Source organism: Ruminococcus sp. Marseille-P6503, assembly GCF_900604945.1.
GTDB lineage: Bacteria > Bacillota > Clostridia > Oscillospirales > Ruminococcaceae > FB2012.
In genome coordinates this window covers 1,021,777-1,046,232 of sequence record NZ_UWPB01000002.1, presented here as the reverse complement: position 1 = coordinate 1,046,232, position 24,456 = coordinate 1,021,777, and the positions used below count along the sequence as shown (strand labels likewise).

General features: G+C 47.0%; 18 protein-coding genes. 3 read left to right on the top strand and 15 right to left on the bottom strand.

The genetic code is table 11. The features are described 5' to 3' along the window. Positions 1–94: 94 nt before the first annotated feature. Together EIH25_RS10990 and nrdG are read left to right on the top strand one after the other, a co-directional pair. On the top strand, positions 95–2,344 hold the full coding sequence (locus EIH25_RS10990; RefSeq protein ID WP_124101083.1) for an anaerobic ribonucleoside triphosphate reductase: 2,250 nt from the start codon (positions 95–97) through the stop codon (positions 2,342–2,344). 99 nt (positions 2,345–2,443) lie between these two features. Next, a complete protein-coding gene (nrdG, locus tag EIH25_RS10985) occupies positions 2,444–2,959 on the top strand; it encodes an anaerobic ribonucleoside-triphosphate reductase activating protein (RefSeq protein WP_124101082.1) in 516 nt (171 codons plus the stop codon). A 12-nt stretch (positions 2,960–2,971) separates the two neighbouring features. Here nrdG and EIH25_RS10980 read toward each other — a convergent pair whose 3' ends face one another. Continuing rightward, complete coding sequence (locus EIH25_RS10980) at positions 2,972–3,169, bottom strand: hypothetical protein (RefSeq protein WP_124101081.1); 198 nt, start codon at positions 3,167–3,169, stop codon at positions 2,972–2,974. A gap of 267 nt (positions 3,170–3,436) precedes the next feature. Here EIH25_RS10980 and asnB point away from each other — a divergent pair, with 267 nt between their 5' ends. Then, positions 3,437–5,284, top strand: coding sequence for an asparagine synthase (glutamine-hydrolyzing) (gene asnB / locus EIH25_RS10975; protein ID WP_124101080.1), 1,848 nt, complete (start codon positions 3,437–3,439; stop codon positions 5,282–5,284). A gap of 258 nt (positions 5,285–5,542) precedes the next feature. On the opposite strand, the gene EIH25_RS10970 is transcribed toward asnB, so the two are convergent. The 14 genes from EIH25_RS10970 to EIH25_RS10905 all read right to left on the bottom strand — a co-directional run bounded on the left by EIH25_RS10970 (position 5,543) and on the right by EIH25_RS10905 (position 24,318). Beyond that, a complete protein-coding gene (locus EIH25_RS10970; protein ID WP_124101079.1) occupies positions 5,543–6,214 on the bottom strand; it encodes an HAD family phosphatase in 672 nt (223 codons plus the stop codon). Positions 6,215–6,229: 15 nt separating this feature from the next. Beyond that, positions 6,230–7,345 carry a class I SAM-dependent RNA methyltransferase gene (locus tag EIH25_RS10965; RefSeq protein ID WP_124101078.1) on the bottom strand — a complete coding sequence of 372 codons (1,116 nt, stop codon included), beginning with the start codon at positions 7,343–7,345 and terminating at the stop codon, positions 6,230–6,232. Between the two features lie 155 nt (positions 7,346–7,500). Continuing rightward, positions 7,501–9,699 carry a transglycosylase domain-containing protein gene (locus EIH25_RS10960; protein WP_124101077.1) on the bottom strand — a complete coding sequence of 733 codons (2,199 nt, stop codon included), beginning with the start codon at positions 9,697–9,699 and terminating at the stop codon, positions 7,501–7,503. A gap of 252 nt (positions 9,700–9,951) precedes the next feature. Continuing rightward, entirely contained in the window at positions 9,952–11,913 is a 1,962-nt protein-coding gene (locus EIH25_RS10955) for a bifunctional 4-hydroxy-3-methylbut-2-enyl diphosphate reductase/30S ribosomal protein S1 (RefSeq protein ID WP_124101076.1), read from the bottom strand. Beyond that, a complete protein-coding gene (gene cmk / locus EIH25_RS10950) occupies positions 11,914–13,266 on the bottom strand; it encodes a (d)CMP kinase (protein WP_124101075.1) in 1,353 nt (450 codons plus the stop codon). Positions 13,267–13,393: 127 nt separating this feature from the next. Continuing rightward, complete coding sequence (locus EIH25_RS10945; protein WP_124101074.1) at positions 13,394–14,623, bottom strand: NAD(P)/FAD-dependent oxidoreductase; 1,230 nt, start codon at positions 14,621–14,623, stop codon at positions 13,394–13,396. Positions 14,624–14,698: 75 nt separating this feature from the next. After that, positions 14,699–15,553: a MurR/RpiR family transcriptional regulator gene (locus EIH25_RS10940; RefSeq protein ID WP_124101073.1), complete on the bottom strand. Its 855-nt coding sequence runs from the start codon at positions 15,551–15,553 to the stop codon at positions 14,699–14,701. A gap of 139 nt (positions 15,554–15,692) precedes the next feature. Then, positions 15,693–15,902 (bottom strand): DUF3006 domain-containing protein, encoded by a 210-nt coding sequence (locus tag EIH25_RS10935; protein ID WP_124101072.1) that lies wholly within the window; start codon positions 15,900–15,902, stop codon positions 15,693–15,695. Positions 15,903–15,928: 26 nt separating this feature from the next. Continuing rightward, complete coding sequence (locus EIH25_RS10930) at positions 15,929–16,975, bottom strand: hypothetical protein (protein ID WP_124101071.1); 1,047 nt, start codon at positions 16,973–16,975, stop codon at positions 15,929–15,931. 55 nt (positions 16,976–17,030) lie between these two features. Further along, positions 17,031–17,972, bottom strand: coding sequence for an MBL fold metallo-hydrolase (locus EIH25_RS10925; protein ID WP_124101070.1), 942 nt, complete (start codon positions 17,970–17,972; stop codon positions 17,031–17,033). A 49-nt stretch (positions 17,973–18,021) separates the two neighbouring features. Then, positions 18,022–19,887, bottom strand: a complete 1,866-nt coding sequence (locus tag EIH25_RS10920) for a YgiQ family radical SAM protein (RefSeq protein ID WP_124101069.1) — start codon at positions 19,885–19,887, stop codon at positions 18,022–18,024. 53 nt (positions 19,888–19,940) lie between these two features. After that, a complete protein-coding gene (locus EIH25_RS10915; protein WP_243113156.1) occupies positions 19,941–22,535 on the bottom strand; it encodes a DNA translocase FtsK in 2,595 nt (864 codons plus the stop codon). A gap of 102 nt (positions 22,536–22,637) precedes the next feature. After that, positions 22,638–23,501 carry an undecaprenyl-diphosphate phosphatase gene (locus tag EIH25_RS10910; RefSeq protein WP_124101068.1) on the bottom strand — a complete coding sequence of 288 codons (864 nt, stop codon included), beginning with the start codon at positions 23,499–23,501 and terminating at the stop codon, positions 22,638–22,640. Between the two features lie 184 nt (positions 23,502–23,685). Beyond that, positions 23,686–24,318, bottom strand: a complete 633-nt coding sequence (locus tag EIH25_RS10905; RefSeq protein ID WP_243113181.1) for an ATP-dependent Clp protease proteolytic subunit — start codon at positions 24,316–24,318, stop codon at positions 23,686–23,688. Positions 24,319–24,456: the final 138 nt, after the last annotated feature.

Genomic DNA, 24,456 nt, shown 5'->3' with positions numbered 1-24,456 from the left:
AAAACATATAAATGACCAACTATTACAAAACAGCTTTTATGTTATTTAGCGTATATTTGATAATCTGCAATATATGTATGGAGGTAGGAGAAAAATGATAATTAAAATCAAAAAAAGAGACGGAAGAAACGTTACGTTCAATATCGAAAAAATAGCCAACGCTATTTTTAAAGCTGCCCAGTCGGTAGGCGGAAGCAACTATGAGGAAGCGCTGGAGCTTGCCGGTAAGGTAGCGGATATGCTTATGGAAATGAATCTTACCTCTCCTACCGTTGAGGAAATTCAGGACTGCGTTGAAAAGGTTCTTATTGAAGAGGGACACGCCGCTACCGCAAAAGCGTATATACTTTATCGTTCCACAAGAACCAGAGCCAGGGAAATGAACACCCGCCTTATGAAGGTTTACGAGGATCTTACCTTCAAGCCTGCCAAGGATATGGACCTGAAGCGCGAAAACGCAAACATAGACGGCGATACCGCAATGGGAACAATGCTCAAATACGGCTCTGCCGGGGCAAAGGAATTCTACGAAATGTATGTGCTTGACCCCAAGCACGCCAAAGCCCACGCCGAGGGAGATATTCATATTCACGATTTGGATTTCTATACGCTTACCACGACCTGTACTCAGATCGACCTTACCAAGCTTTTCAACAAGGGCTTTTCCACCGGACACGGATACCTCAGAACCCCCAATGATATTTCAAGCTATGCCGCGCTTGCCTGTATCGCTATTCAGTCCAACCAAAACGACCAGCACGGCGGACAGTCTATCCCAAAGTTTGATTACGATATGGCTGAGGGCGTAAAGAAAACCTTCCGGCACCGTTACCGCGATAATATTCACAGAGCCCTTTCCCTTATGGCGGGCGTGACCGACAGCTATGAGATTTCAAAAAAGCTTGCAGAAAAGCTGTGTTCCGAAAAGGGTCTCGTTCCTGCGCTTTCCAACGACAACGGATACCAGGAGGCTGAAGCAGAGCTGCTTTCCGCTTTTACCGACGCCGCAACGGTAAAGAAAATCCAGAGCTTTGCCTTTAAGGCGTCCGTAAAGGAAACCGACAGAGCTACCTATCAGGCGATGGAGGCTCTCATACACAATCTTAATACCATGAATTCAAGAGCGGGAGCTCAGACTCCGTTTTCGTCGATAAATTACGGCACTGATACCTCTATTGAAGGCAGAATGGTAATCAAAAACGTTCTGCTGGCGCAGGAGGCCGGTCTTGGAAACGGCGAGACGCCTATTTTCCCTATACATATTTTCAAGGTCAAGGACGGCGTCAATTACAATCCTACCGACCCGAACTACGATCTGTTCAAGCTTGCCTGCAGAGTTTCGGCAAAAAGACTTTTCCCCAACTTCTCGTTTATAGACGCGCCCTTCAATCTCCAGTATTATAAGCCGGGCAATCCCGATACCGAGATCGCGTATATGGGCTGCCGCACCAGAGTTATAGGCAACGCCTACGATCCTTCCAGAGAGATCGTAACGGGAAGGGGAAACCTTTCTTTTACCTCCATCAACCTTCCCCGTCTTGCGATAAAGGCTCAGGGAAATATAGGAGCTTTCTTTGACAGCCTTGACGAAATGATGGATATGTGCATTGAACAGCTTATGCACCGTTTCAGAATCCAGTGCTCCAAAAAGGTAAAAAATTATCCATTCCTTATGGGACAGGGGGTTTGGATCGATTCCGAAAAGCTCAGCGTTAACGACGAGGTCGCCGAGGTACTCAAGCACGGTACTCTTTCCGTCGGCTTTATCGGGCTGGCAGAAACGCTTAAAACCCTGATAGGAAAGCACCACGGAGAATCGGAGGAGGCAAGAGAGCTCGGACTTGAAATAGTTACCCATATGCGCGAGCGCATGGACGAGGAAACAAAGCGCACCGGACTTAATTTTTCGCTGCTTGCAACTCCCGCGGAAGGACTTTCCGGCAGATTTGTCAGAATGGATAAGAAACGCTACGGCGAGATCGCCGGCGTTACAGACAGAGATTATTATACAAACTCTTTCCACGTTCCGGTTTACTACAACATCAGCGCCTTTGAAAAAATCAAAATTGAAGCCCCCTATCACGCTCTTACCAACGCGGGACATATCAGCTATATCGAGCTTGACGGAGACCCCTCCACAAATCTTACCGCGTTTGAAAAGGTTATCCGCTGCATGAAGGAGCAGGGTATCGGCTACGGAGCTATCAATCACCCTGTAGACCGTGATCCGGTATGCGGATACACCGGAATTATAGGCGACAAATGCCCCATGTGCGGCAGAAGCGAGGCGGAGCATTCCAGAGTATATACGGAAAGGATTCCGCGAATTAAGGGCTGCTGCTGATAAATTCTGATCAGGATACAAAAAACGGACGAATTAACAGGTTAATTCGTCCGTTATTCATCAGCAAGATACTACGCAATAATACGAAAGGAACAAAAAATGGAACTAAAAATAGCAGGCTTTGCAGAAGATTCTATTGTAGACGGTCCGGGAATCAGATTTACAGTATTCACCCAAGGCTGTCCCCACGGCTGTCCCGGCTGCCATAATCCCCAGACTCATGATTTTAACGGGGGCTGTACGGCCGATACTGACGAAATCTATAAAAAGGTGACCTCCAATCCGATGCTGGACGGTATAACGCTGAGCGGAGGCGAGCCCTTCTGCCAGTGTAAGCCTCTGGCGGAGCTGGCAAGAAAAATTCACGCCTTCAGGGAATTTCCCTTAAACGTTATCGCCTATACCGGCTATACGTTTGAATATCTGCTTGAAAATTCAACCGATGAAAACGGTTATAAGGAGCTGCTTAAGGAAGTGGATTTTCTTATAGACGGTCCGTTTATACTCGCGCAGAAAAGCTTTGACCTGCACTTCCGCGGCAGCGCCAATCAAAGATATATCGACGTGCAAAAATCCCTGAAGCAGGGCAAGGCGGTTACAGTCAGCGACATATAGAAGGTCAAAAGGCTAAGCCTCGGAAGAATCGTCATAGGTGTAATCGTGAGTTACGATCTCCTCCCCTCTCTCCTTTTCCAGAGTTTCTTCAAGCCCCGTATTCATCATATAAGCGCAGAAGGTTATCAGAACTATAAACAGGCTTACAATAAGCAATATGTCTATTCTGTATCTGAATTTTCCGGCTTTCTTTTTTTCGTTTCCGCTCACTAAATCAGCGCCTTTCAAGCATATTTTCAACATCAGCTGTAATTTTATTAAAAATCAGTAACAAAAACCAGCCGTTTTCCTTACTATATATTATAGCTTATTTATCCTGTGCTTGCAATAGAAAATTTTATTTTTCCACAGTTTTATTATTTGACCTGTACCCCTCTAAAATTTAATTTTATACTATTGCAAAGCAGGGAAAATTGATGTATAATATATATTATTGCCTGTATTTTAGTTTTACTATTTCAGAAATGAGGAATTGATATGTGCGGTTTTGTTGGCTTTACAAATAAAATAAACGACGCTTCCATCGTCCTTGGAAAAATGATGGACAGAATCAAGCACCGCGGTCCCGATTCCGACGGTAAATATGTCGATGAGCAGGTCGCTATGGGCTTTCGCAGACTTTCTATTATCGACCTCTCAGATAAGGGCAGCCAGCCTATTTTCAATGAGGATAAGTCGGTCGTGATAACCTTTAACGGCGAGATATACAACTATCAGGAGCTGAGAGAGGAGCTGCTTGAAAAGGGACACAGCTTTTACACCCATACTGATACCGAAGTGCTCGTTCACGGCTATGAGGAATGGGGCGTTGATATGCTCAACAGGCTGAGAGGTATGTTCGGCTTTGTTATTTTTGATAAAAATAAGGATCAGATCTTCGGCGCAAGGGATTTCTTCGGAATCAAGCCCGTATACTATGCAAAAATGGGTGAAACTCTGATGTGGGGAAGCGAGATAAAAAGCTTTCTCGACCATCCGGATTTCAGAAAGGAGCTTAATGAAGCCGCTCTGGAGAATTACCTGACATTTCAGTATTCTCCCACTTCCGAAACCTTTTTCAAGAACGTATATAAGCTTCCTGCCGCTCACTACTTTATTTATAAGGACGGTAAAATGGAGGTTAAACGCTATTGGGAGGTCAAGTTTACTCCGGACAGCAAGCCTGATCTTGACGAATGGGTAAACAGAATAACCGAAACTTTCAAAAACTCCGTAGAGGCTCACAAAATAGCCGACGTTGAAGTAGGCTCATTCCTTTCAAGCGGCGTTGATTCAAGCTATGTAGCCGCCGTTGCAGACGTTGACAAGACCTTTACCGTAGGGTTCGGCGAAGATGAGAAATACAACGAGATAGGCTATGCCAAGGAATTTTCCAAGTATATACATAAGGAAAACAACTCAAAAGTTATTACGCCTGAAGAATACTGGGGCAATTTCGCCAAAATACAGTATCATATGGACGAACCTCTTGCCGATCCCGCGGCTGTCGCTCTCTTTTTTGTCTGCCAGCTTGCCTCTCAGAAGGTCAAGGTAGTTCTCAGCGGCGAGGGAGCGGACGAAATATTCGGCGGATATAATATTTATCACAACCCTGCCGATATGGCAGCCTACAATAAAATACCAAAGCCTGTCAGACGGGGAATAGGCGCGCTTGCTCAGCATCTTCCGCATAAGCACGGTATAAACTTCCTCATCAGAGGCTCTCAGGATCTTCAGGAACGCTTTATAGGAAACGCTTTTATCTTCACTGAAAAGGAGCGTAAGGAGCTTCTCAGTATAAAAACCGACGCTCCGGCTCCTCAGGCTATCACCAAGCCTTTCTATGACAAATGCAGTAACAATGACGAGGTCACTCAGATGCAGTATCTCGATCTGCACTTGTGGATGACCGGCGACATTCTTCTTAAAGCTGACAAAATGAGCATGGCTCATTCCCTGGAGCTTAGAGTTCCTTTCCTTGACAAGGAGGTAATGGCTCTCGCGGAACAGATACCTGCCAAGCACCGCGTAACAAAGGAAAACACCAAATACGCAATGAGGATCGCCGCGCTTAAAGCCTGTCCTCCCCAGACCGCAAACAAGAAAAAGCTGGGCTTCCCTGTTCCGATAAGGGTATGGCTCAAGGAAGATAAATATTACAATATCGTCAGGGAGAAGTTTACCTCTGCAAACGCCGCGAAATTCTTCAGAACCGATAAGCTTGTACAGCTGCTTGACGATCACAGAGCCGGTCATTACGACTATTCCAGAAAAATCTGGACGGTATTTACTTTCCTTGTCTGGTATGACGTATACTTCGGCAGCGAAACTGTAGGGATAAAATAATATTGCAGACCCGGCGAATAACAATAGAATAATACAAACAAGAGCGTGTACGCAAAGTCAGAACTTAGGACTATGCGGGCACGCTCTTTAATTCGGAGCAAAGCCAGATATGGGCTTGCGGGTCATCGGCGCTGGGTTATAATTCAAGGCAATACCGTACAGCTATCGTGCGGTGTTGCCTTAATTATGCTTCTTTCACAGTTTTACGCAGCTTTGAATAAAAAATCAGACCTATGTGATCTAAATTTTCAGTGATATTCACTTTCCTGTACTTATTTCTCGTTTTAGATACGCAATTACGTCCTCAAGGCTTTCAAAGCATTTTTCAGACATTGCAAGCATTTCTCCGTCAGGAGCAACAAGATCGGGAACAAGCAGAGGAATCATACCGGCAAGATGAGCGGAAATTACACCGTTTTTGCTGTCCTCCACCGCCGCGGCTTCCGACGGCTCCACGCCAAGCCGCTTGCAGGCGGTTCTGTATATTTCAGGATCAGGCTTGCTGCGAGCTATCATATCTCCGCCTATTATTACTTTGAAATACTTAATAAGCCCCGCCCGTTCCAAATGCTCTATAATCCTGTGATACTTCGTTGAAGAAGCCAGTCCTACGGTAAAATCTATGCTGTGTAAATATTCAAGTATCTCCACAGCTCCCCGCTTTACAGGAAGCCCGTCCCGCTGTATTTTATCCTTTACCCAGGCTTCAATAAATTTATGATATTCCTCCACTGGAAAAGCTTCGCCGTATGTATTTTTAAGCAAAGCTACAGTATCGGTCACGCTCAGACCTATGCACTTTTTCGCGGTTTCCGCAATACCTGAAATATTTTTCCGCGCGCCGAGAACCTTCCACGCGTCAAGATACATTTTTTCAGTATCAAATAAAACGCCGTCCATATCGAACACTACCGCTTTGATCCTGCCCATAAAAGCTTCTCCTTACTACCTGAAATACATATAAAGCGTACACTTTATCATTCCGTTGTAAAGCTTGCGCTTTTTATCCGCCTTTTTACCGAAAAACTTTTCAAAATCCTCATGGGGCGAAATTATATAGCACGCTTTGTCCTTCGACGGCGATAAAACGCTGCCAAGTCTTTTGTAAAGCTCCTCCGCCTCCCTGATTTCCAGCATTCTCTCTCCGTAAGGAGGATTGCACAGCGTAATCGAGCCCTCCGGCTGAACAAACCTTGAAATATCCTGCCGAGTTATCTCAAGCTTGGAGCCTACCCCGGCCTTTTTAGCATTTTCCGCAGTCAGCACCGCCGCCTCTTCGTCGATGTCAAATCCGAAGCCGTGAAATTTTCCCTGTCTGTCTATCGCGTCCATAGCGTCGCTGCGCTCCCGGCGCCAGACGTCCTGAGGTATCTGCTCCCAATCCTGAGCGGCAAACTTTCTTCTCAGCCCGGGCGCAACATTCAACGCTTTATAAGCCGCCTCTATAAGAAAGGTTCCGGAACCGCACATGGGGTCGCATACTACAGAATCCGCCCTTACTCTGGCAAGGTCTATTATTCCCGCGGCAAGCGTCTCCTTCATAGGCGCGGCATTGCTGTTTCTGCGGTATCCTCTCTTATGCAGACCCGCGCCGCTTGTATCAAGATACAGCGTGCATATGTCCTTATAAAGAGAAAACTGAAGCTGATGCACCGCCCCGCTTTCATCAAACCAGCTTAGTCCGTATTTTGCTTTAAGCCTCTCAGCCGCCGCTTTCTTTATGATTTTCTGACAGTCGGGAACGCTGTGAAGCTGAGAATTCAAAGAATGACCCTTAACGGGAAAGGCGTCGCTTTTACCGATAAAATCCTCCAACGGCAGCGCCTTTACCCCCTGAAAAAGCTGCTCAAAGCTTTTTGCCTCAAAGCTGCCAAGCTCTATAAGCACTCTTTCGGCAGTGGAAAGCCTCAGATTCGCCCTTGCCAGTATATCAAAGCCTCCGTCAAAGGATATCTTTCCGTCGGAAACATTCAGATTTTCTCCGCCTATTTTATTTATCTCATACTTCAGCACGCTTTCCAGACCAAAATGACAGGGACAGCAAAGTCTGATTTTATTCATATTGCAGAATCCTTTCTTTTCACAGCAAAGCCTCCGCCGGATTTCCGAAACGGAGGCCTATTCTCATTTTTCAGATTTATCCGAAAACCGCAGAAGCTTTCGCGCGGCGTCATGCTTTGTCAAAAAGCTGCTTTTTCTGTTATCGGTAAAATCTATCAATGACCGCCTGAACAGTATTCAGGCACGTTCGTCTGCTTATAGTATCCTGTAGCCGTGCTTGAGCAGCCGTTGCCTGCAAGCTTTCCGGTTTTGGTACAATACTTTGCCTCTACCACGGTATCGGGCATTTCAAAATCCTTATTCTCTTCAGCTTCGGCTATATCTCCGAAAATATTCTTCCAGATAGCGCCGATATTCTGATATTCGTTTGTCGGAATCTTTTTCTGCTCGTCATAGCCTATCCATACTCCGCTTACATAATCAGGAGTACAGCCGACGAACGATAAATCCTTCCATTCGGACGAAGTACCGGTTTTTCCCGCTACAGTCGTATTGTTAAGCTTGGCATAGCGGCCGGTTCCCTCCTGCTGGGTAATAACCGTCTGCATCATCTTATTCATGACATAAGCAGTAGACTCGCTTATAGCCTGCTTATAGCCCTCGTTTTTCTCATAGATAACGTTACCCTCGGCGTCCTCTATCCTGGAGATATAAGTTACCTCGTACTTTTTGCCGCCGTTTCCGAAAATCATATACGACCCGACAAGCTCCTCAAGCTTGGTACCGTTTGTCAGACCTCCGACCGTTACCGGCGAATAGTTTACGTCAGAATCGGTAAGCGTAGTAAAGTCAAGCTTTTCTTTAAGGAAATTATAGGAATACGCCGGCGTCATCTGCTCAATAAGCTGAGCCGGACAGGTATTCAGCGATTTCATAAGCATCTGCCATGTAAAGTAATTATTATACGACCAGTTTTCGCTGTCGCCGGTTTCCGAATAGTTTACCGGCCACTTTACATTTTCGCCCTCTTCCTTGATCGTAATAGGCTCGTCTTTAAAAAACGTCGACCAGGTCATAAGATCCTGTTCAAGCGCCGGCGCATATGAAGCGACAGGCTTTATACACGATCCGGGTGATCTTTGCGCGTCGGTAGCGTTATTCCAGATACGGGACTCGGTTTTTTCGTTTCGGCCTCCTACCACAGCAAGCACATTGCCTTCGTAATCCATAGCAATAAAGCCCGAAAGCAGCTGGTCATCATCAAGGTAATAGTTCTGGAAATTTGACGCGTCCTGCATTTCCTTTTCTACCTTGTTCTGCATATCAATATCAACGGTAGTATATACAGTATATCCGCCGTTATAAAGCCTTGTCTGTGCGACAGACGTATCAACGCCCGATTTATCCGCAATAATATCTATTGCTTCCTCTATCGCCTCGTCCATGAAATAGGAGGTAGGACCCTGGTCCTTTGTTTCGTCCTCATAAACCGTCGCGCTTGAAAAGTCAGGATCTCCGGTAACGGTAATTTCTTCATTAAGCGCCTGCTCATATTCGTCGTCAGAGATAGCTCCGTTTTCCAGCATATGGTCAAGGCAGTATTTCTGTCTTATTTTATATCGCTCCGGATTGTCATAAGGGTTATAGTTAGCCGGCGATGTCGTCATGCCTGCCAGAACTGCGGCCTCAGCAAGCGTAAGCTCTGAAACGTCCTTGCTGAAATAGAAATTTGCCGCCGCCTGCACTCCTATAATATCGTGCTCCCATGTATTGAGTGATATGATATTTAGGTAGCTTTGAAGAATATCCTCTTTGGTATAGGTTTTCTCAACATTGATAGCCCTGAAAATCTCTCTTATCTTACGCTCTACTCCGGCAGTTCCGTAAGCTTCGTTATCTCCGGTCACATTCTTTATAGTCTGCTGCGTTATTGTGGAGCCGCCCTGATGCATTCCTGTAAGAGTCCTGATAATAGCGGCAAATGTTCTCTTGAAATCCACGCCGTCATGAGAATAAAAACGCTCGTCCTCAGTATATACAAAGGCGTCCTGAACATACTGCGGAATATCCTCAAGATCCGCCCACTGAACCTTTTTATTCTGATTTTTCAGAGCGTAGTAAAGCAGGTATTCCTGCGAATCCTCATCATTTTCATCATAATCCGGATTTTTATACAGAAATCTTGAAATATTGCTTGAAATCACGCCCTTGTCAAGATTTACAGTATCGTCGGAGTCGGCGAAATTAAGCACGTATATGGTAAGAGCAGTGACAAAAATCGAGCCCGTAATAATAACGATAAGAACAAAGGAAAGCACCAGCGTTCCGAATATCTTCAGCGCTTTGACCGCGGGATGGGTTTTCTTCTTATTCTTTTTAATTTTTTTAGAAGCCGTCTTTTTTATTTCTTCCATAATGCAAACCTTTCATAGTAAACTCTGACTATGCGCCGCATAAATCAACTCAACCGGCCGCCGTCAGAATTCATTTGCCGTTAGATATAGGACATCGTCCGTCATTATATTCTGCAGAAAGTCCGGCAATATTCGGCTCAGCAGTCTTTGTTTAATTCCGGACTTTTTTATATTATACCATATAAAAATAAAAAAGTAAAGGGGACGAAACTTCGCCCCCGTGAGTTTTAAGAAATTTTTAAGGCAAAAAGCTTATTCCTCAGCTTCAGCCTCATCGGCAGCCTCCGCTTCCTCGTCCGGCAGCAAAGCTCTCATCGAAAGGCTGATCCTCTTCTTGTCAAGATTGATCTCAGTGATCTGAGCGTCAACGACCTGACCTACCGAAAGAATATCCGCAACATTGTCGACTCTCTGATTTGCAATCTGAGAAATATGAATAAGACCGTCGATTCCGTTTATGATCTGAGCAAAAGCTCCGAACGACGTTATAGAAACGATCGTAGCCTTAACGACCTGTCCTACCTGATAGTTAGCCTTAAATATCTCCCATGGATTTTCCGAATCCTTCTTGTAAATCAAAGAAACCTTCTTGGTTTCAGGATCAATATCCTTTATCTTTACTTCAATCTTGTCGCCAATGCTGACAACGTCTGAAGGATGCTTGATTCTGTTCCACGACAGATCCATTCTTCTTACAAGCCCGTCAACACCGCCGAGGTCAACGAACACGCCGTAATCTGTAATAGACTTGACCTCGCCGTTTACAATGTCCCCTGCCTGAGCCGTTTCAAAGAACTTAGCCTGAGCGGCTTCTCTTTCCTCGCGCTGTACGGCTCTGATCGAACCTACCGCTCTCTGCTTGCCCTCGTTTACCTCGAGTATCTTGAAATTTACCGTCTGTCTGAGAAGCTCGTTAAGATCGTAATCTCTTCTCGGAGCCGCCTGTGAAGCCGGAATAAATACCTTGACTCCGTTGGAAGCGACGAGCACTCCGCCCTTTACAACATTTGTGACAGTTCCGGTAAGAACCGCGTTTTCTTCCTTTGCGGCGCATATCTTCTCAAAGCCCAGAGCCGCGTCTACTCTCTTCTTGGACAAAGTAACGACTCCGTCCTGATCATTGGTTTTAAGAACGATAAGGTCAATAGTATCGCCTACCTTGACAACGTCTTCAACCGATTTGGCAGGATCGTCAGTCAGCTCGGAAACAGGAATTACGCCCTGCTGCTTTGTGCCCAGGTCAACATAAACCTCGCTGGCGTTAGCGCTCAGCACTGTACCGGTTACTCTCTTTCCAATATGTATTGGCTTAAGAGAATTCTCCATCTCCTCCACCCAGTTAAATTCTTCTTCATTGTTCAACATTTCACTCATGGTCTGTTGTACCTCCTTGATTATATAAGCCGGAGTCGAAGCACCGGCAGAAATCCCGATAAAATCTGCACCTGATAAGTCTATATCGGCAAGCTCCCGCGCGCCCTCGATCAGATAGCATCTGCAATATTCGCCGCATACCGCTTTAAGCTTATGGGTATTTGAGCTGTTTTTTCCCCCAACGATTATCATTGCGTCAGCCCTGCGCGCAATATCCGCCGCCTCTTTCTGACGCTCGGACGTAGCGCTGCATATCGTATCGAATATAAGCGCCCCCGGCAAAAGCCTTTCAGCCAGAGCGCAGCATTCGCCCCATATTTTTTTATTATACGTCGTCTGCGCGAGAATTGCAAGCTTTTGGGGATCGAAATTCTCCTTTTTCACCAAATTTTCAAGCTCTTCACATCCGGCAAACACGAAAGACGGACCCATGCAGTGACCCCTTATTCCGATAACCTCGGGATGACTTATGTCTCCGGCTATCAGTACGGTGCAGCCGCTTCCGGATTTTTCACACGCGATTTTATGAATCCTGGCTACAAACGGACAGGTCGCGTCTACGACCGCACAGCCTATTTCCGACAGGCGTTCGTAAACGTCATGACCGACTCCATGAGAACGTATAATAACGGTATGTTCAGGCTTTACTTCTTCAAGCGAAACCGATCTGCAGCCCCTTGCCTCAAGATCTGAAACGACATTTTTATTATGAATTATAGGACCTAACGTTACAACATTATTTCGGTTATCTAATTCATTATACACTATTTTTACGGCTCTGTCTACACCAAAACAGAAACCTGCCGTCTTAGCGGTGCAAATTTTACAATTTCTTAACATTTAATATACCAATTCGGTTATAGCGTCCATTATCTTTGTTTTCAGCATTTTCAGTTCCTTCGGACTTACAGACGTAACCGCGAGTTCCTCCGGCCTGATCGGTCTGCCGAACCGAACGACTACCTTTCTTCTGAATTTCAGCTTTCCCTCAAAGTTTATTCCTACGGGAATAACGGGGACCTGCGCAATAGCGGCAATAAGAGCCACTCCGGTCTTTCCCTTTCCCACCTTTCCGTCCTTAGAACGGGTTCCTTCAGGAAAAATAACAAGATTTCGTCCCATTTCAAGCTTTTCAACCGACATATCTATAGCCGCCGTATCTCCCTTGCCTCTGGTTACGGGAAAAGCACCGAAAAATCTGATAAGCCATGTAAAGAATATATTCTGCTTAAAAAGCTCCTCCTTAGCCATATAGGAAAGAGGAACCCTGGTAGGCAGCGCGATGAAAACCGGGTCGGAATAGCTTCGGTGATTCGACGCGAAAATATTGCTTCCGTCCTTCGGAATGTTCTCCGTCCCCTCGAAAGACAAATTAAACCAGCACTTATATATAAGCCTTACCACAGGTCTTAAAATACTGTATAAAAACATTCTGACGGGACTGAGCTTCTTCCCGCGCTTTACCGGTCTTATCTGCGCAATTTCCTTTGACTCATGCTTTTTCTGTACGCTGCCGTTTTTTTTAGAGGCAATTTTATCCTCTGCAATTTTATATATAACTTCAACCGCCTCGTCAAGAGAAAGATCGGTAGAATCCACCTCCACCGCGTCCTCCGCCTTTTTCAGCGGCGCTATATCACGGTGAATATCGTTATAGTCCCGCTGCCTGATGTCCTCGAGCACCTGCTCGTAAGTTGAGGTATCGCCCTTTTCCTGAAGCTCCTTATAGCGTCTGCGCGCCCTTTCCTCGGCAGCCGCAGTAAGAAAAATCTTTACGTCGGCGTCCGGCAGAACTACCGTGCCTATATCTCTTCCGTCCATAATAATATTGTTTTCCCGGGCTATGCTCTTCTGAAGCTCAAACAGAAATTCTCGTACAACCGGAATTGCCGAAACGCCGGACGCGCCCATGGATATTTCTGGAGTCCGTATCTTATCTGAAACGTCCTCTCCGTTAAGTATTACCTTCTGGGATCCGTTCTCATACGCAAGCTTAACGTCTATTCCGCTCAGAAGGGGACAAACCTGCGTACTGTCCGCGGGATCCGCTCCCTTTGAGATCACATTATACGCGACAGACCTGTAAAGCGCCCCCGTATCTACATACACATAGCCCATTCTCTCAGCGAGCCGTTTAGCGATCGTGGATTTACCGGCTCCCGAAGGCCCGTCAAGCGCAATATTGATTCCCATAATTCTTCCTCCTGTTTATAGTAATCGCCAAATAAATCCGGTTTCAGCGCCGAAGTCATTGCTGAAACGCAGATATTTATATTCACCGTAATCTGTTTCCTGATACACGACCTTAACGCGCAGCGCATTAAACGTCAGCAGCGCAGGCATATGCCGTTGAAAAGGCTATCTGCAAATTAAAACCGCCGGTATATCCGTCTACGTCCAGAACCTCACCGATAAAATAAAGCCCCTTTACAAGCTTTGATTCCATGGTCTTGGGAGATATCTCCCTGACGTCCACTCCGCCGCGTGTAATTATTGCCTCTTCTATCGGACGGAGAGCCCTGACAGAAAAACGCATATCCTTAAGAAGCTCCGCCAGACGTCCGCGCTCTGTCCTCGTTATCTGGTTCACCTTTTTATACGGCTCTATTCCGCTGAGCCTTACGACCGTATCTATCATTTTCGACGGCAGCAGCTTTTTCAGCGCGTTTGAAAAATCACGGTTGGGATATTCACTGAAATCCCTTAAAATACGCTCGTCCAGCTTTTCATGGGACAGCGCGGGCTTCAGATCTATCGAAACCGTATACCTGCCCTTTGTTATCCTGTCCATATGCGCCGAGGCTGACAATGCAAGGGGGCCCGACAAGCCGAAATGAGTAAACAGCATTTCTCCCAGCTCCGAAAACAAAACCCTGCCCGTCTGATCGTCATGCAGCGTAAGCGTGCAGTTTCTGAGAGAAAGCCCCATCATTTCCGCACAGTGTCTTTCTTCCGTAACTATAGGACAAAGCGACGGCGATATTTCCGTAACCCTGTGGCCCGCCTGCAATGCAAGCTTATATCCGCCGCCTGTGGAGCCTGTAAGCGGATAGGATTTTCCTCCTGTAGCGACTACCACCTTTTGCGCATAATACTCGGCTTTTTCGCAGCTTACGCCTTTTACCCTTCCGTCCTCTACAATAAGCTTTCGGGCGTCGTCGTAAATGAATTCAACTCCGGCCTGCTCCGCCGCTCCGACAAGAGCATTAAGGATCGTTTCCGCCCTGTCGCTTTTGGGAAACACTCTGTTTCCCCGCTCGGTTTTCAGCTCCGCGCCAAGCGATTCAAAAAACGCCATCGTATCCTCGGGAGCAAATCGTGAAAGCGAGGAATACATAAAGCTGGGATTTCTCGGAATGTTCTTCATTACGGTTTCCGCGTCGCAGCTGTTGGTTACGTTACATCTGCCCTTTCCGGTAATAAGCAGCTTTCTTCCCGGCTTTTTCATATGCTCAATAACCGCAGTCTTTTTTCCGAGCCACGCCGACTGAACCGCGCAGAACAGCCCTGCCGCTCCGCCTCCTATTATGATAACATCATTTTCAGACATATTATAATTATAACCATTTTCCCCTCAGGAAAAATGTACCTCCTTTCGGCGCACTGAATAAAGCCAGGTCACATATTACGGTTCATATACGTCGTATTCCTCCCAGATACGTTCAAGACTTTCAAAGCTTCTGGACACCTTGCCGACGTCGCTTATGGAAACCGCGGCTATCAGCGCGTTTATAAGGCTCAGCGGAGCGACAAGCGAATCCACGAAGGAAGCCATGTCGCTGCTGGCGAGCAGAAGATTATCGGCATAGCGGGCAAGCGGCGATTCCGACGAATCGGTTATGGCAATTACATTCGCGCCCTTGTTGCTCGCGTACTGCAAAGCCTTTACAGTCTGACGGGAATACCTTGGAAAAGAGATTCCTATGATAACGTCCTTTTCGTCCATATGCATTATCTGCTCAAACATTTCGCTGGTAGTCGTATTTCTGATAAGCTTGACGCGCGGAAAAATAAGCGTGAAATAATAATTCAGAAAGCTTGCCAGAGGAGCGGCGCTTCTCGCTCCGAGAATGTAGATAGTATCGCAGCTCATGATTTTATCCACAGCGCTGTTGAAATCCTCTTTTGAGGTTTCCTCAAGCGTCCGGCGTATCTTTTCAATGTCGAGATTAAGCACCCTTTCAAGCACATCGTCGCGGCTCATACGGTCGGAGGTAACCTCGATCCTCTGGACCGCGGTAAGCCTGTTTCTCATCAGGTCCTGCAAGGCTCTCTGAAGCGCCGGATAACCGTCGTAGCCTAGCTCGGAAGCAAACCTCACTACCGTGGACTCGCTGACGCCAACAGTTTTCCCCAGCTTCTGCGCCGTCATAAAAGCTGCCTTATCGTAATGGGACAAAATATAGTTTGAAATAAGCTTATGCCCTTTTGAAAGCGTTGGCTGCCGCTCTTCGATCAATGCAAATAAATCCTTTTTCATAAAAAAGCCCATGTGCAAAGCCTGCCGTCGGCTATAAAAGAGCCTGACATGGGTCTGCCCTCCTTTTTGCATAATTTCTGATTTCCTTACGCCGCCCTTCGTACGGCACATTACCGTACCGCGCAACGGGCGTATCAAGCTACTCCCACAGGGAATCCAGCAGCTTATTCATTCTCCGCCGCCGCTCGTCAGTTTCGGCTGCAAGCACCTTATACGAACCGTCTGCGTATTCCACAATGTCGCCTGCCTCAGCGTTTTCAGCCTGAACGCACGGAATAACGACGCGTTTGCCGTTTTCATCCTCACAGACAAAGCTTTCGCCCTCTCTGCGGTCTATAATCAGCTTCATATTGTTCACCTTTTCAGTCTGCAAATTCAATAACGCTCAGCATTATTTGAATCGTAAGCTACCGTATTGCTGATTGGGGTATAAGAGTCGGAAAAGCTTTTATAATCGCCGCCTACCACCAGAGTAACTTCAAAAAAGCCTTTTCTTTTATATGTAAGCTCGTCATAGTAAAGATCGTTAGCTGAACGTACGCCGCTCGGTTCTCCGTCTTTTTCTATATACCACCAGATCCTGCCTTCCAGATTGCCCATTTCAGGACGGATCACCAGAATCTTTTCGTCCTCTTCCTTCAGAGTTATTTCCACAGGCAGCTCAATCTCTTCGTCTGTCTTAAACAGTCTTTTATCCAGACCGTTAAGATAATCGAACTTTATTCCAGCTATAAGCCTGGTATTCGTATAATACTCTACCTCGAAATTCTCCAGCTCGGAATTCTGTATCTGCTGGTACTGCGCGTCAGTCAAAAGGCACTGTACGATTTCCTCATCTTCCTCAACAAGCAGAACATAAGCGTTATCCTCCGTTTTCCGCACCATTTCCTTTGTGAAGGACGCGGATAAAAGCCTGCTCATCCGTTCGTCCTCTTCGGCGTCTGAGATCAATAATATCTGGTCGTATATGTTTTTGCCGTACAGCTTTGAAAAACTGCTGAAAAACAGTCCTGCGCCGACAATACCGCACAGCAGCAGAAAAACCGCAAGTCTGACAAAATACTGTTTTACAAAGCTCCGGTCAGTGCTGAACGACGCTTTTCTCAGAGTAACCAAAATGCCGAATTTATCCGAATATCTGTAAGCCCTGCCATGCCTGTACCTGCGTATCAGCATCTCGGCGGCAGTAATAATCAGCTTGGAGATATTATATATAAAAATTATAAAGCATACGATCCTTAAAGCCAGAAACTGCTTAAATCCGGACATACTGTCAAACGGATCAGCTTCGCCGAAAAACAGCCCGCGCAGAATATGGTCTGCAAGCAGCGACGCTGCAAGCATTACAGCGTTAGGCAGGATCACAAGAAAATATTTTATTATTAATCCTGCCGATAAGGCGTATCTTTCAGTTGGTTCCATATTTGCCCCCGTTATGCTTAATTTATGCCTTTACTGGTATTGTCCGTATTTCAATTCAATTTACCGACAGACCCTTTCCGTCGGATGTAAATACAATCGTTCCGTCGTCACGGGTTATGTAAATATTTTCAGCGTATTTCTGAAGCCTGACCAGCGTTTCATCGCTGGGATGACCGTACTTATTGTCAAGCCCGCAGGAAATGACCGCGTATCTGGGAGCCACGGCCGCAAGAAACTCGCCCGACGAGGAAGTAGAGCTGCCGTGGTGTCCGGCTTTAAGCACCTTGGAGGACAGCTCAAAGCCCTGCTCCAGCATTTCCTTTTCCTCCTCCGTTTCGCAGTCGCCTGTTACAAGAAAGCTGTTTTCTCCGTGAACGATCTTCACAAGCACTGAATAATTATTAAGGTCGCTGTGATCCTCCTTAGTCGTGTAAAGCTCCACCTCGGCGCTTCCCAAAACAAAGCTTTCGTCCTTTGCCGAAGCTATCTTCATGCCCTTGTCCTTTATTGAAAGAAGCATATTTTCATAAACCTTTGAGGTCGGCGTCATGTCCTGAGGAACCTTCGGCATTATAAATCTGCCGGTCTCAAAGCTGTCTATTATCTCGCTCATCTCGCCGATATGGTCGGAATGAGGATGAGTTGCAATTATAACGTCAAGCTTTTTTATATCCAGCTTCTGAAGATACTTTATTACCGTATTGTCCTCGTCGCGGTCGCCGCAGTCTATCAGCATTGTCTTCCCGTCGGAAACGACAAGCGTGCAGTCGCCCTGTCCCACGTCTATAAAATGAACCTGAGTATCGGAAGCCTCAATGACAGCAGGCTCGTCCTCAAGCCCGAGAGATATTTTAAAATCACTGTAGGTATATATCCCCGTCAAATCAAGAACAGCCAGCACCGCCGCCGTAATTACAGCAAAAACCGCGGCGAAAGCCTTTTTATTCATGCTTCCGGCAGAACAAATCGGATTTTTTCGTTTTCCTCTCTTCGCCATATACTATCTCCCGCACCGTCCGCGTATGTATAAACGTCCTTGTTGTGTGTCAGCGTTTTTTTGAATAACGTCCATTTCTGCCTTTTCCTTTTGCGTCCCCGGACTTTCTCTGCCTCTTCAGATATTCGGCGTCGGGCGGAACAAGCTTTCCGGCTCCCTGCCCTATCAGATCCTGTCTGCCCGCCCTGCACAGCGCCTTTATTATCCTGCCGCGGTTTTCAGGCTTGAAGTATTGCAGTAGGGCGCGCTGCATCGCCTTTTCCTCAGGAGATCTTGCAACATACACCGACTCGAGGGTGTAAGGATCAAGTCCGGTATAAAACATACAGGTTGAAATAGTTCCGGGAGTAGGATAAAAATCCTGAACCTGCTCCGGATGTATCTTATTCTGCTTAAGAAACACTGCAAGCTCTACCGCGTCTTTAAGCTCAGAGCCGGGATGAGAGGACATAAGATAGGGAACAAGATACTGCTCCTTTCCCTTTTGCTTTGTTATCTCATAGAATTTTTTCTGAAATTTCTTGTAGGCTTCAATATGGGGCTTTCCCATTTTATCAAGCACCGCCGACGAGCAATGCTCAGGAGCTACCTTAAGCTGTCCGCTTATATGGTGCTCTATAAGCTCCTTCATGAACTCGTCGCTTTTATCCTCCATGAGATAATCATAACGTATTCCTGAGCGTATGAACACCTTTTTCACTCCCGGTATTTTCCTCAGCTTTCTCAGCATATCAAGATATTCGGTATGGTCTGCCTTAAGACTTTTACAGGGCTTTGGCGCTAGGCATTTTCTGCCCTTGCACAGCCCGTATTCAAGCTGCTTTTCACAGGACGGTCCCCGAAAATTGGCAGTCGGCCCTCCGACGTCGTGAATATAGCCTTTGAATTCCGGCATCTCGGTAAGCTTCCTCGCCTCCTCAAGCACCGATTCCTCACTGCGGCAGGTCACCCGCCTGCCCTGATGAAGCGCTATGGAGCAGAAATTACAAAAACCGAAGCAGCCCCTGTTGTGTGTGATCGAAAACTGTACCTCCTCGATCGAGGGAACGCCGCCCTGACTTTCATACATAGGATGGTATCTTCTTTCATAAGGCAGAGAATAAACCTCGTCAAGCTCTTCGGAGGTAAGCGACAGCGTGGGAGGATTCTGAACCAGCATTTTGTCTCCCTGCCGCTGGATTATCATTTTTCCGTAAACCTCGTCCTGCTGATCGTACTGTATCCTGCACGCCTTTGCATAAAGCGTCTTATTCTCCGAAACCTCCTTGAAGGACGGACACTGTACCGCGCCGTAGGGAGTTTCGGCAGGCTCGCACAGGTAACAGGTTCCTCTTACATTGCGGACGGACCCGATGTCCTCCCCCGCGTTAAGACGGTCGGCGATTTCAGCTATCTGATGCTCTCCCATTCCGTACATCAACAAATCCGCGCCTGTATCTACAAGAACCGACGGCATTACGCTGTCGCTCCAGTAATCGTAATGAGCAAAGCGGCGGAGCGAAACCTCCAGCCCTCCGCACAGCACGGGAAGCTCAGGAGCAGCCTGTCTGCACATACGGCAGTAGACGGTCGCCGCACGGTCGGGACGTTTTCCACCCTTTCCTCCGGGCGAATAAGCGTCGTCCGTTCTCTTTTTCCTGGCTACAGTGTAATGCGCCACCATGGAGTCGATATTGCCCGCCGTTACCAGCCACGCCAGACGCGGCTTCCCCAGCCTGAGAAAATCGTCTGTGCTTCTCCAGTCGGGCTGAGCTATTATCCCCACGGTATAGCCGCGGCTTTCCAGTACTCTTGAGATGATCGCCGCTCCGAAGCTTGGATGATCAACATACGCGTCGCCGATTATATATACAAAATCAAGCTGCTCTATTCCACGCTCCGTCAAATCATTCTGACAAACCGGCATAAACGCCATAAACGTCGTCCTCCGTTTCTTAAGCGGCGCTGCCGGACAGCGCTCTGCCGCTTTTATTTCATTGCCTGCCTTTCAAGCCATTCTTCCTTGGTAATATTTATCTTTCTTGGCTTTGAGCCCTCCTGAGGGCCGATAATTCCCATTTCCTCGATCTCGTCCATAATTCTGGCGGCGCGCGGAAAGCCTAATTTAAGCTTTCTCTGCAAAAACGCGGTAGAAGCGTTTCCCGTTTCAACAATTATGGAGATCGCCTGCGAAGTAAGATCGTCGTCCGTATTCAGGGCAATATCAGCCTCAGAGCCCTTGCCCTTAGGCTGAGGAATATTCTGCTCTACCTCGTGAATGACCTCTTCGCTGTATTCAGCCGTATGCTCGTTTTTGAGAAATTTGACTACGTTTCTGATCTCAGCTGTGGAGGCAAAGCCGCTCTGGATACGCAGGGGCTTCGGCATTCCCACCGGCTTATAGAGCATATCGCCCTTTCCCAGAAGCTTTTCAGCTCCTATCTCGTCCAGAATTACCCTTGAATCGGTATTGTTTGATACCGAAAGCGCGGTTCTGCTGGGTATATTCGCTTTGATAAGACCTGTAAGAACGTCTACTCTCGGCGACTGAGTAGCTATAAGCATATGCATTCCCGCCGCTCTTGCCAGCTGGGCAAGACGCATTACCGATTCCTCAACCTCCGATTTCGCCGCAAGCATAAGATCCGCAAACTCGTCCACAACTATAACGATACGGGCAAGCTTCTGCCTTTCAAGCTCGGGATTTTCATCTACAAACTGATTATAATCCTCAAGGTTCTTGGTTCCGTTGGCTTCAAAAAGCTTATATCTTCTCATCATCTCGTTTACCGCCCAGCCCAGCGCTCCCGCCGCCTTAAGCGGTTCGGTAACTACCGGAATAAGCAGATGAGGGATTCCGTTATACATAGGAAACTCTACCTTTTTGGGGTCGATAAGAATAAGCTTTACCTCGTCCGGCGAAGCATGAAAAAGTATATTGAGTATGATCGAATTGGTAAATACTGATTTTCCTGAGCCTGTAGTTCCCGCAATAAGCATATGCGGCATTGATGCAATATCGCCGATTACGATATTTCCCTCGATATCCTTGCCAACCGCAAAGGAAAGCTTGCTTTTTGCGCTTCGGTACTCCTTGCTGTCGATAAGCTCCCGCATTGACACGCTGTCGCGGTGGATATTGGGTATCTCTATGCCTATCGCCGCTTTTCCCGGAATAGGCGCCTCTATTCTTACTCCGTTGGCAGCAAGATTCAAAGCAATATCGTCCGCAAGATTGGTGATCTGCTTTACCTTTACTCCCGCCGCCGGCTGAAGCTCGTATCTCGTTACCGACGGTCCTCTGTGAATGCCGATTATTCTCGTTTTAACTCCGAAGGTTTCAAGCGTTTCCACAAGCTTCTGAGACTTTTCCTCTATTTCCCTCTGAGCAAGCTCGGGAGAAGCAGAATTATCAGGATATTTCAGAATGTCTACCGGGGGATAAACGTAAGCCGGAACCGTTTCCTGCTGCTCCAGCAAAGAAGTCTGCCCCTCGCCGTCAACAAAAACCTGCTTCGGCTGACTGTGCTTTTCGCTTTCGATCTTTTCGCCTATTTTTTTCTGCTCCTTGGCAACCGCCTTTTCAATAATGCGCTTAAGCTCCTGCTCGTCGGATTTTTTATCCCTGCTTTCCTCCGAAAGAGTATCCTCCCCGAAAATACCGTCAGGATCAGACGGCAGGCTTACATCGTAAGGCTCTCCGACGTCCGAAGCTTCCGCGTCCTGAACTTCAGAAAAGGCTCCTTCTTCCTGTCCGACGTCGTCCTGATAATATTTTGCAATATCTATACGAACCTTTCTGTCAGATTTCTTTTTCTGAGTTTTATCGGGCTTTTCCTTGGGCGGCTGCATCGCCCTTTCGATACGCTCCTCGCTGACCGCCTTATACCCTCCGACGAACGGCTTTGACAGCGCCCTGAACAAATCGGGCAAAGTCAGATCCGTAAGCAGCATTATAAAGGTAAAATCAAGCAGTCCTATGATTATTCCTCCGCCGACGCGCTTGAACGCCGCAAGCAAAGGCCAGCCGATCGCCGCGCTGGCTATTCCGCCGCCGTTAAGCCTTACTCCGTCGTTGTAAAGCCCTTTAAGCTTCAGCAGAAACGTTTTGCCCTCCACAGTTCCGTTGACCGCTATCTGAGCCGTTCCGCTTAAAAGCAGCATAAGCACAAGACCCTGTACGATTCTCGCAACGATCGTATTATGAGATTTATCCGAAGCTATCTGAAGCGCCACATAAATTATCATCGGTCCTGCCAAAAAAACAGATACTCCGAAAATCCCTCTGTTAATTTCATACAGGCTTGTCCACAGACCGTCTCCTTTTATAAAAGTAACCAGTAGCTCCAACACGCCTGCAAAAAACAGTATGTACGACCAGAAACGTCTCTTCTCCCTTTGCCGCGCAACCTGAGCCGGATTTTTCTTTGCAGCGCCTGTCGCCCCGCCCTTGCCGGACGCGCTCTTTGCGGCGCTTTTTTTATTATTGGATTTTGCTCCGGACTGGGTCTTCCCTTTGTTTCCGGACGCGGATTTTGAAGCTGCAGGTTTCTTCGACGCCGCCATTAAATTTTTCACCACCACTAAAAATCTTGCTGTATCCGCGACCAGACAGTGCGCAGCAGCATATTCAAAACCAGTAAAAGCACTGCAAGACCGCACAAGGCAGTCCTGCAGATACGCATTTTATCCTATTACCAAAGCGTGTCCGACAAACTTTTCAATAATCGAAACAACAATCACAATTATTCCTAAAATAAAAGTGTAATATCCGAATATCTTAAATTTATCGGTTTTAACAAGCCAGTTTACAAGCTTTATAGCGCATACTCCCACAATTGCCGCGACTATAAAGCCTATGATACATTCCGGTACGCTTGCAGCAGCTTTTTCACCGACGGCGTCCTTTATCTCAACCGCACAGCCCCCGAGGATCGCGGGTATGCCCAGTATAAACGAATACTGCACCGCCGTTTCGCGGCTGAAGCCGGAAAAAAGTCCCGCCGAAATGGTCGAACCGGAACGTGAAACTCCCGGAAGCAGCGCTACTCCCTGAAAGAAGCCTACAGTAACCGCGTTTCCTGCCGTTATATTCTTAGGAGTTTTCTTCCCCTTAACGCATTTGTCAGACATGAAAAGCAGACCGGCGGTATACAGAAAGCAAAGTCCCTCGGCAAAAATGCTCTTATCCTCTGCAATTCCCGTAAACCAATCCTTGAACAAATAAAACGGTATAAGGCAGGCGGTGGATATAACTATCATCACTATCATTCTGCGTTCGGGATTCATCTCGCGCCATTTGAACTTTCCTGTGAAAATATCTCTGAGCATAACGAAAAATTCCTTGATCAAGGCGATTATTGTTTTCTTGAAAGCAAAGAAAACCGCCACCAGCGTTCCGAGATGGAGCACCGCGGAATACATAAGCGCGCCCTCTCCGCTTTTTCCGGTAAAATGCTGGAACAGCGACAGATGTCCTGAGCTTGAAACCGGCAAGAACTCCGTTAACCCCTGAATTATCGCCTGAAAAACAGCGTTGATCATTCCCATTATGTACTTTCCTTTCCGAAAATTAATTGCGTTGCATTATGTATGAAAGCCCTCAGACAGGGCTTGGAACTATTTTAAATACCAAAACGGATCCGTATTGACCTCAAGGTAATTATCGGTCTTAGGCTCATAAACGCTGTCGGTGCGCAGAACCTCGTAAATATCAATAACAGTATAAAGCATTCTACTCCCCACCGCCTCCGTCCTCTATCATTTCATAAAGGCACTCTATAGCGTCTGACAGACCCCCTAGCTGGTCTATAAGACCTACTTCGACCGCCCGTTCTCCGTCGAGCACTGTACCGACGTCCATCATAAGCTCGCCGGTAGTCATCATAAGCTCTCTGAACTTATCGGGGCTTATTCCGGAATTGTCAGCCACAAAGCGGACTATTCTCTCCTGCATTTTGTCAAAGTAGGAAAGCGTCTGAGGGACCCCGAGCACCAGACCGTTCATTCTGACCGGATGAATCGTCATTGTCGCCGACGGAACTATGAACGACCTCTTTGCGCATACCGCCAGCGGAACCCCTATCGAATGTCCGCCGCCTACCACCAGAGATACCGTAGGAGTTTTCATTCCGGCGACAAGCTCGGCTATTGCAAGACCTGCCTCAACGTCTCCGCCGACAGTGTTAAGGATAATAACAAGCCCTTCTATCGACCTGTCCTGCTCTATCGCGACAAGCGCGGGAATTATATGCTCATATTTTGTAGTCTTGTTCTGGGGCGGCAGAATATAATGCCCTTCTACCTGACCGATTATATTAAGACAGTGAATCAGATGCTTTGCGTTAGGCGTTGCAACCTCGCCCATTTCCTTGATCTGTTCACGCTGCTGCTCCGTTTCTTCAGGAGAAGGAGAGCCTGGATCATCAGCTTCCTGAGGCGGCTGCTGGATCTCTCCGTTATTCTGGTTTTCCGGCATATTCAACGACCATGCTTCCTTTTTGAA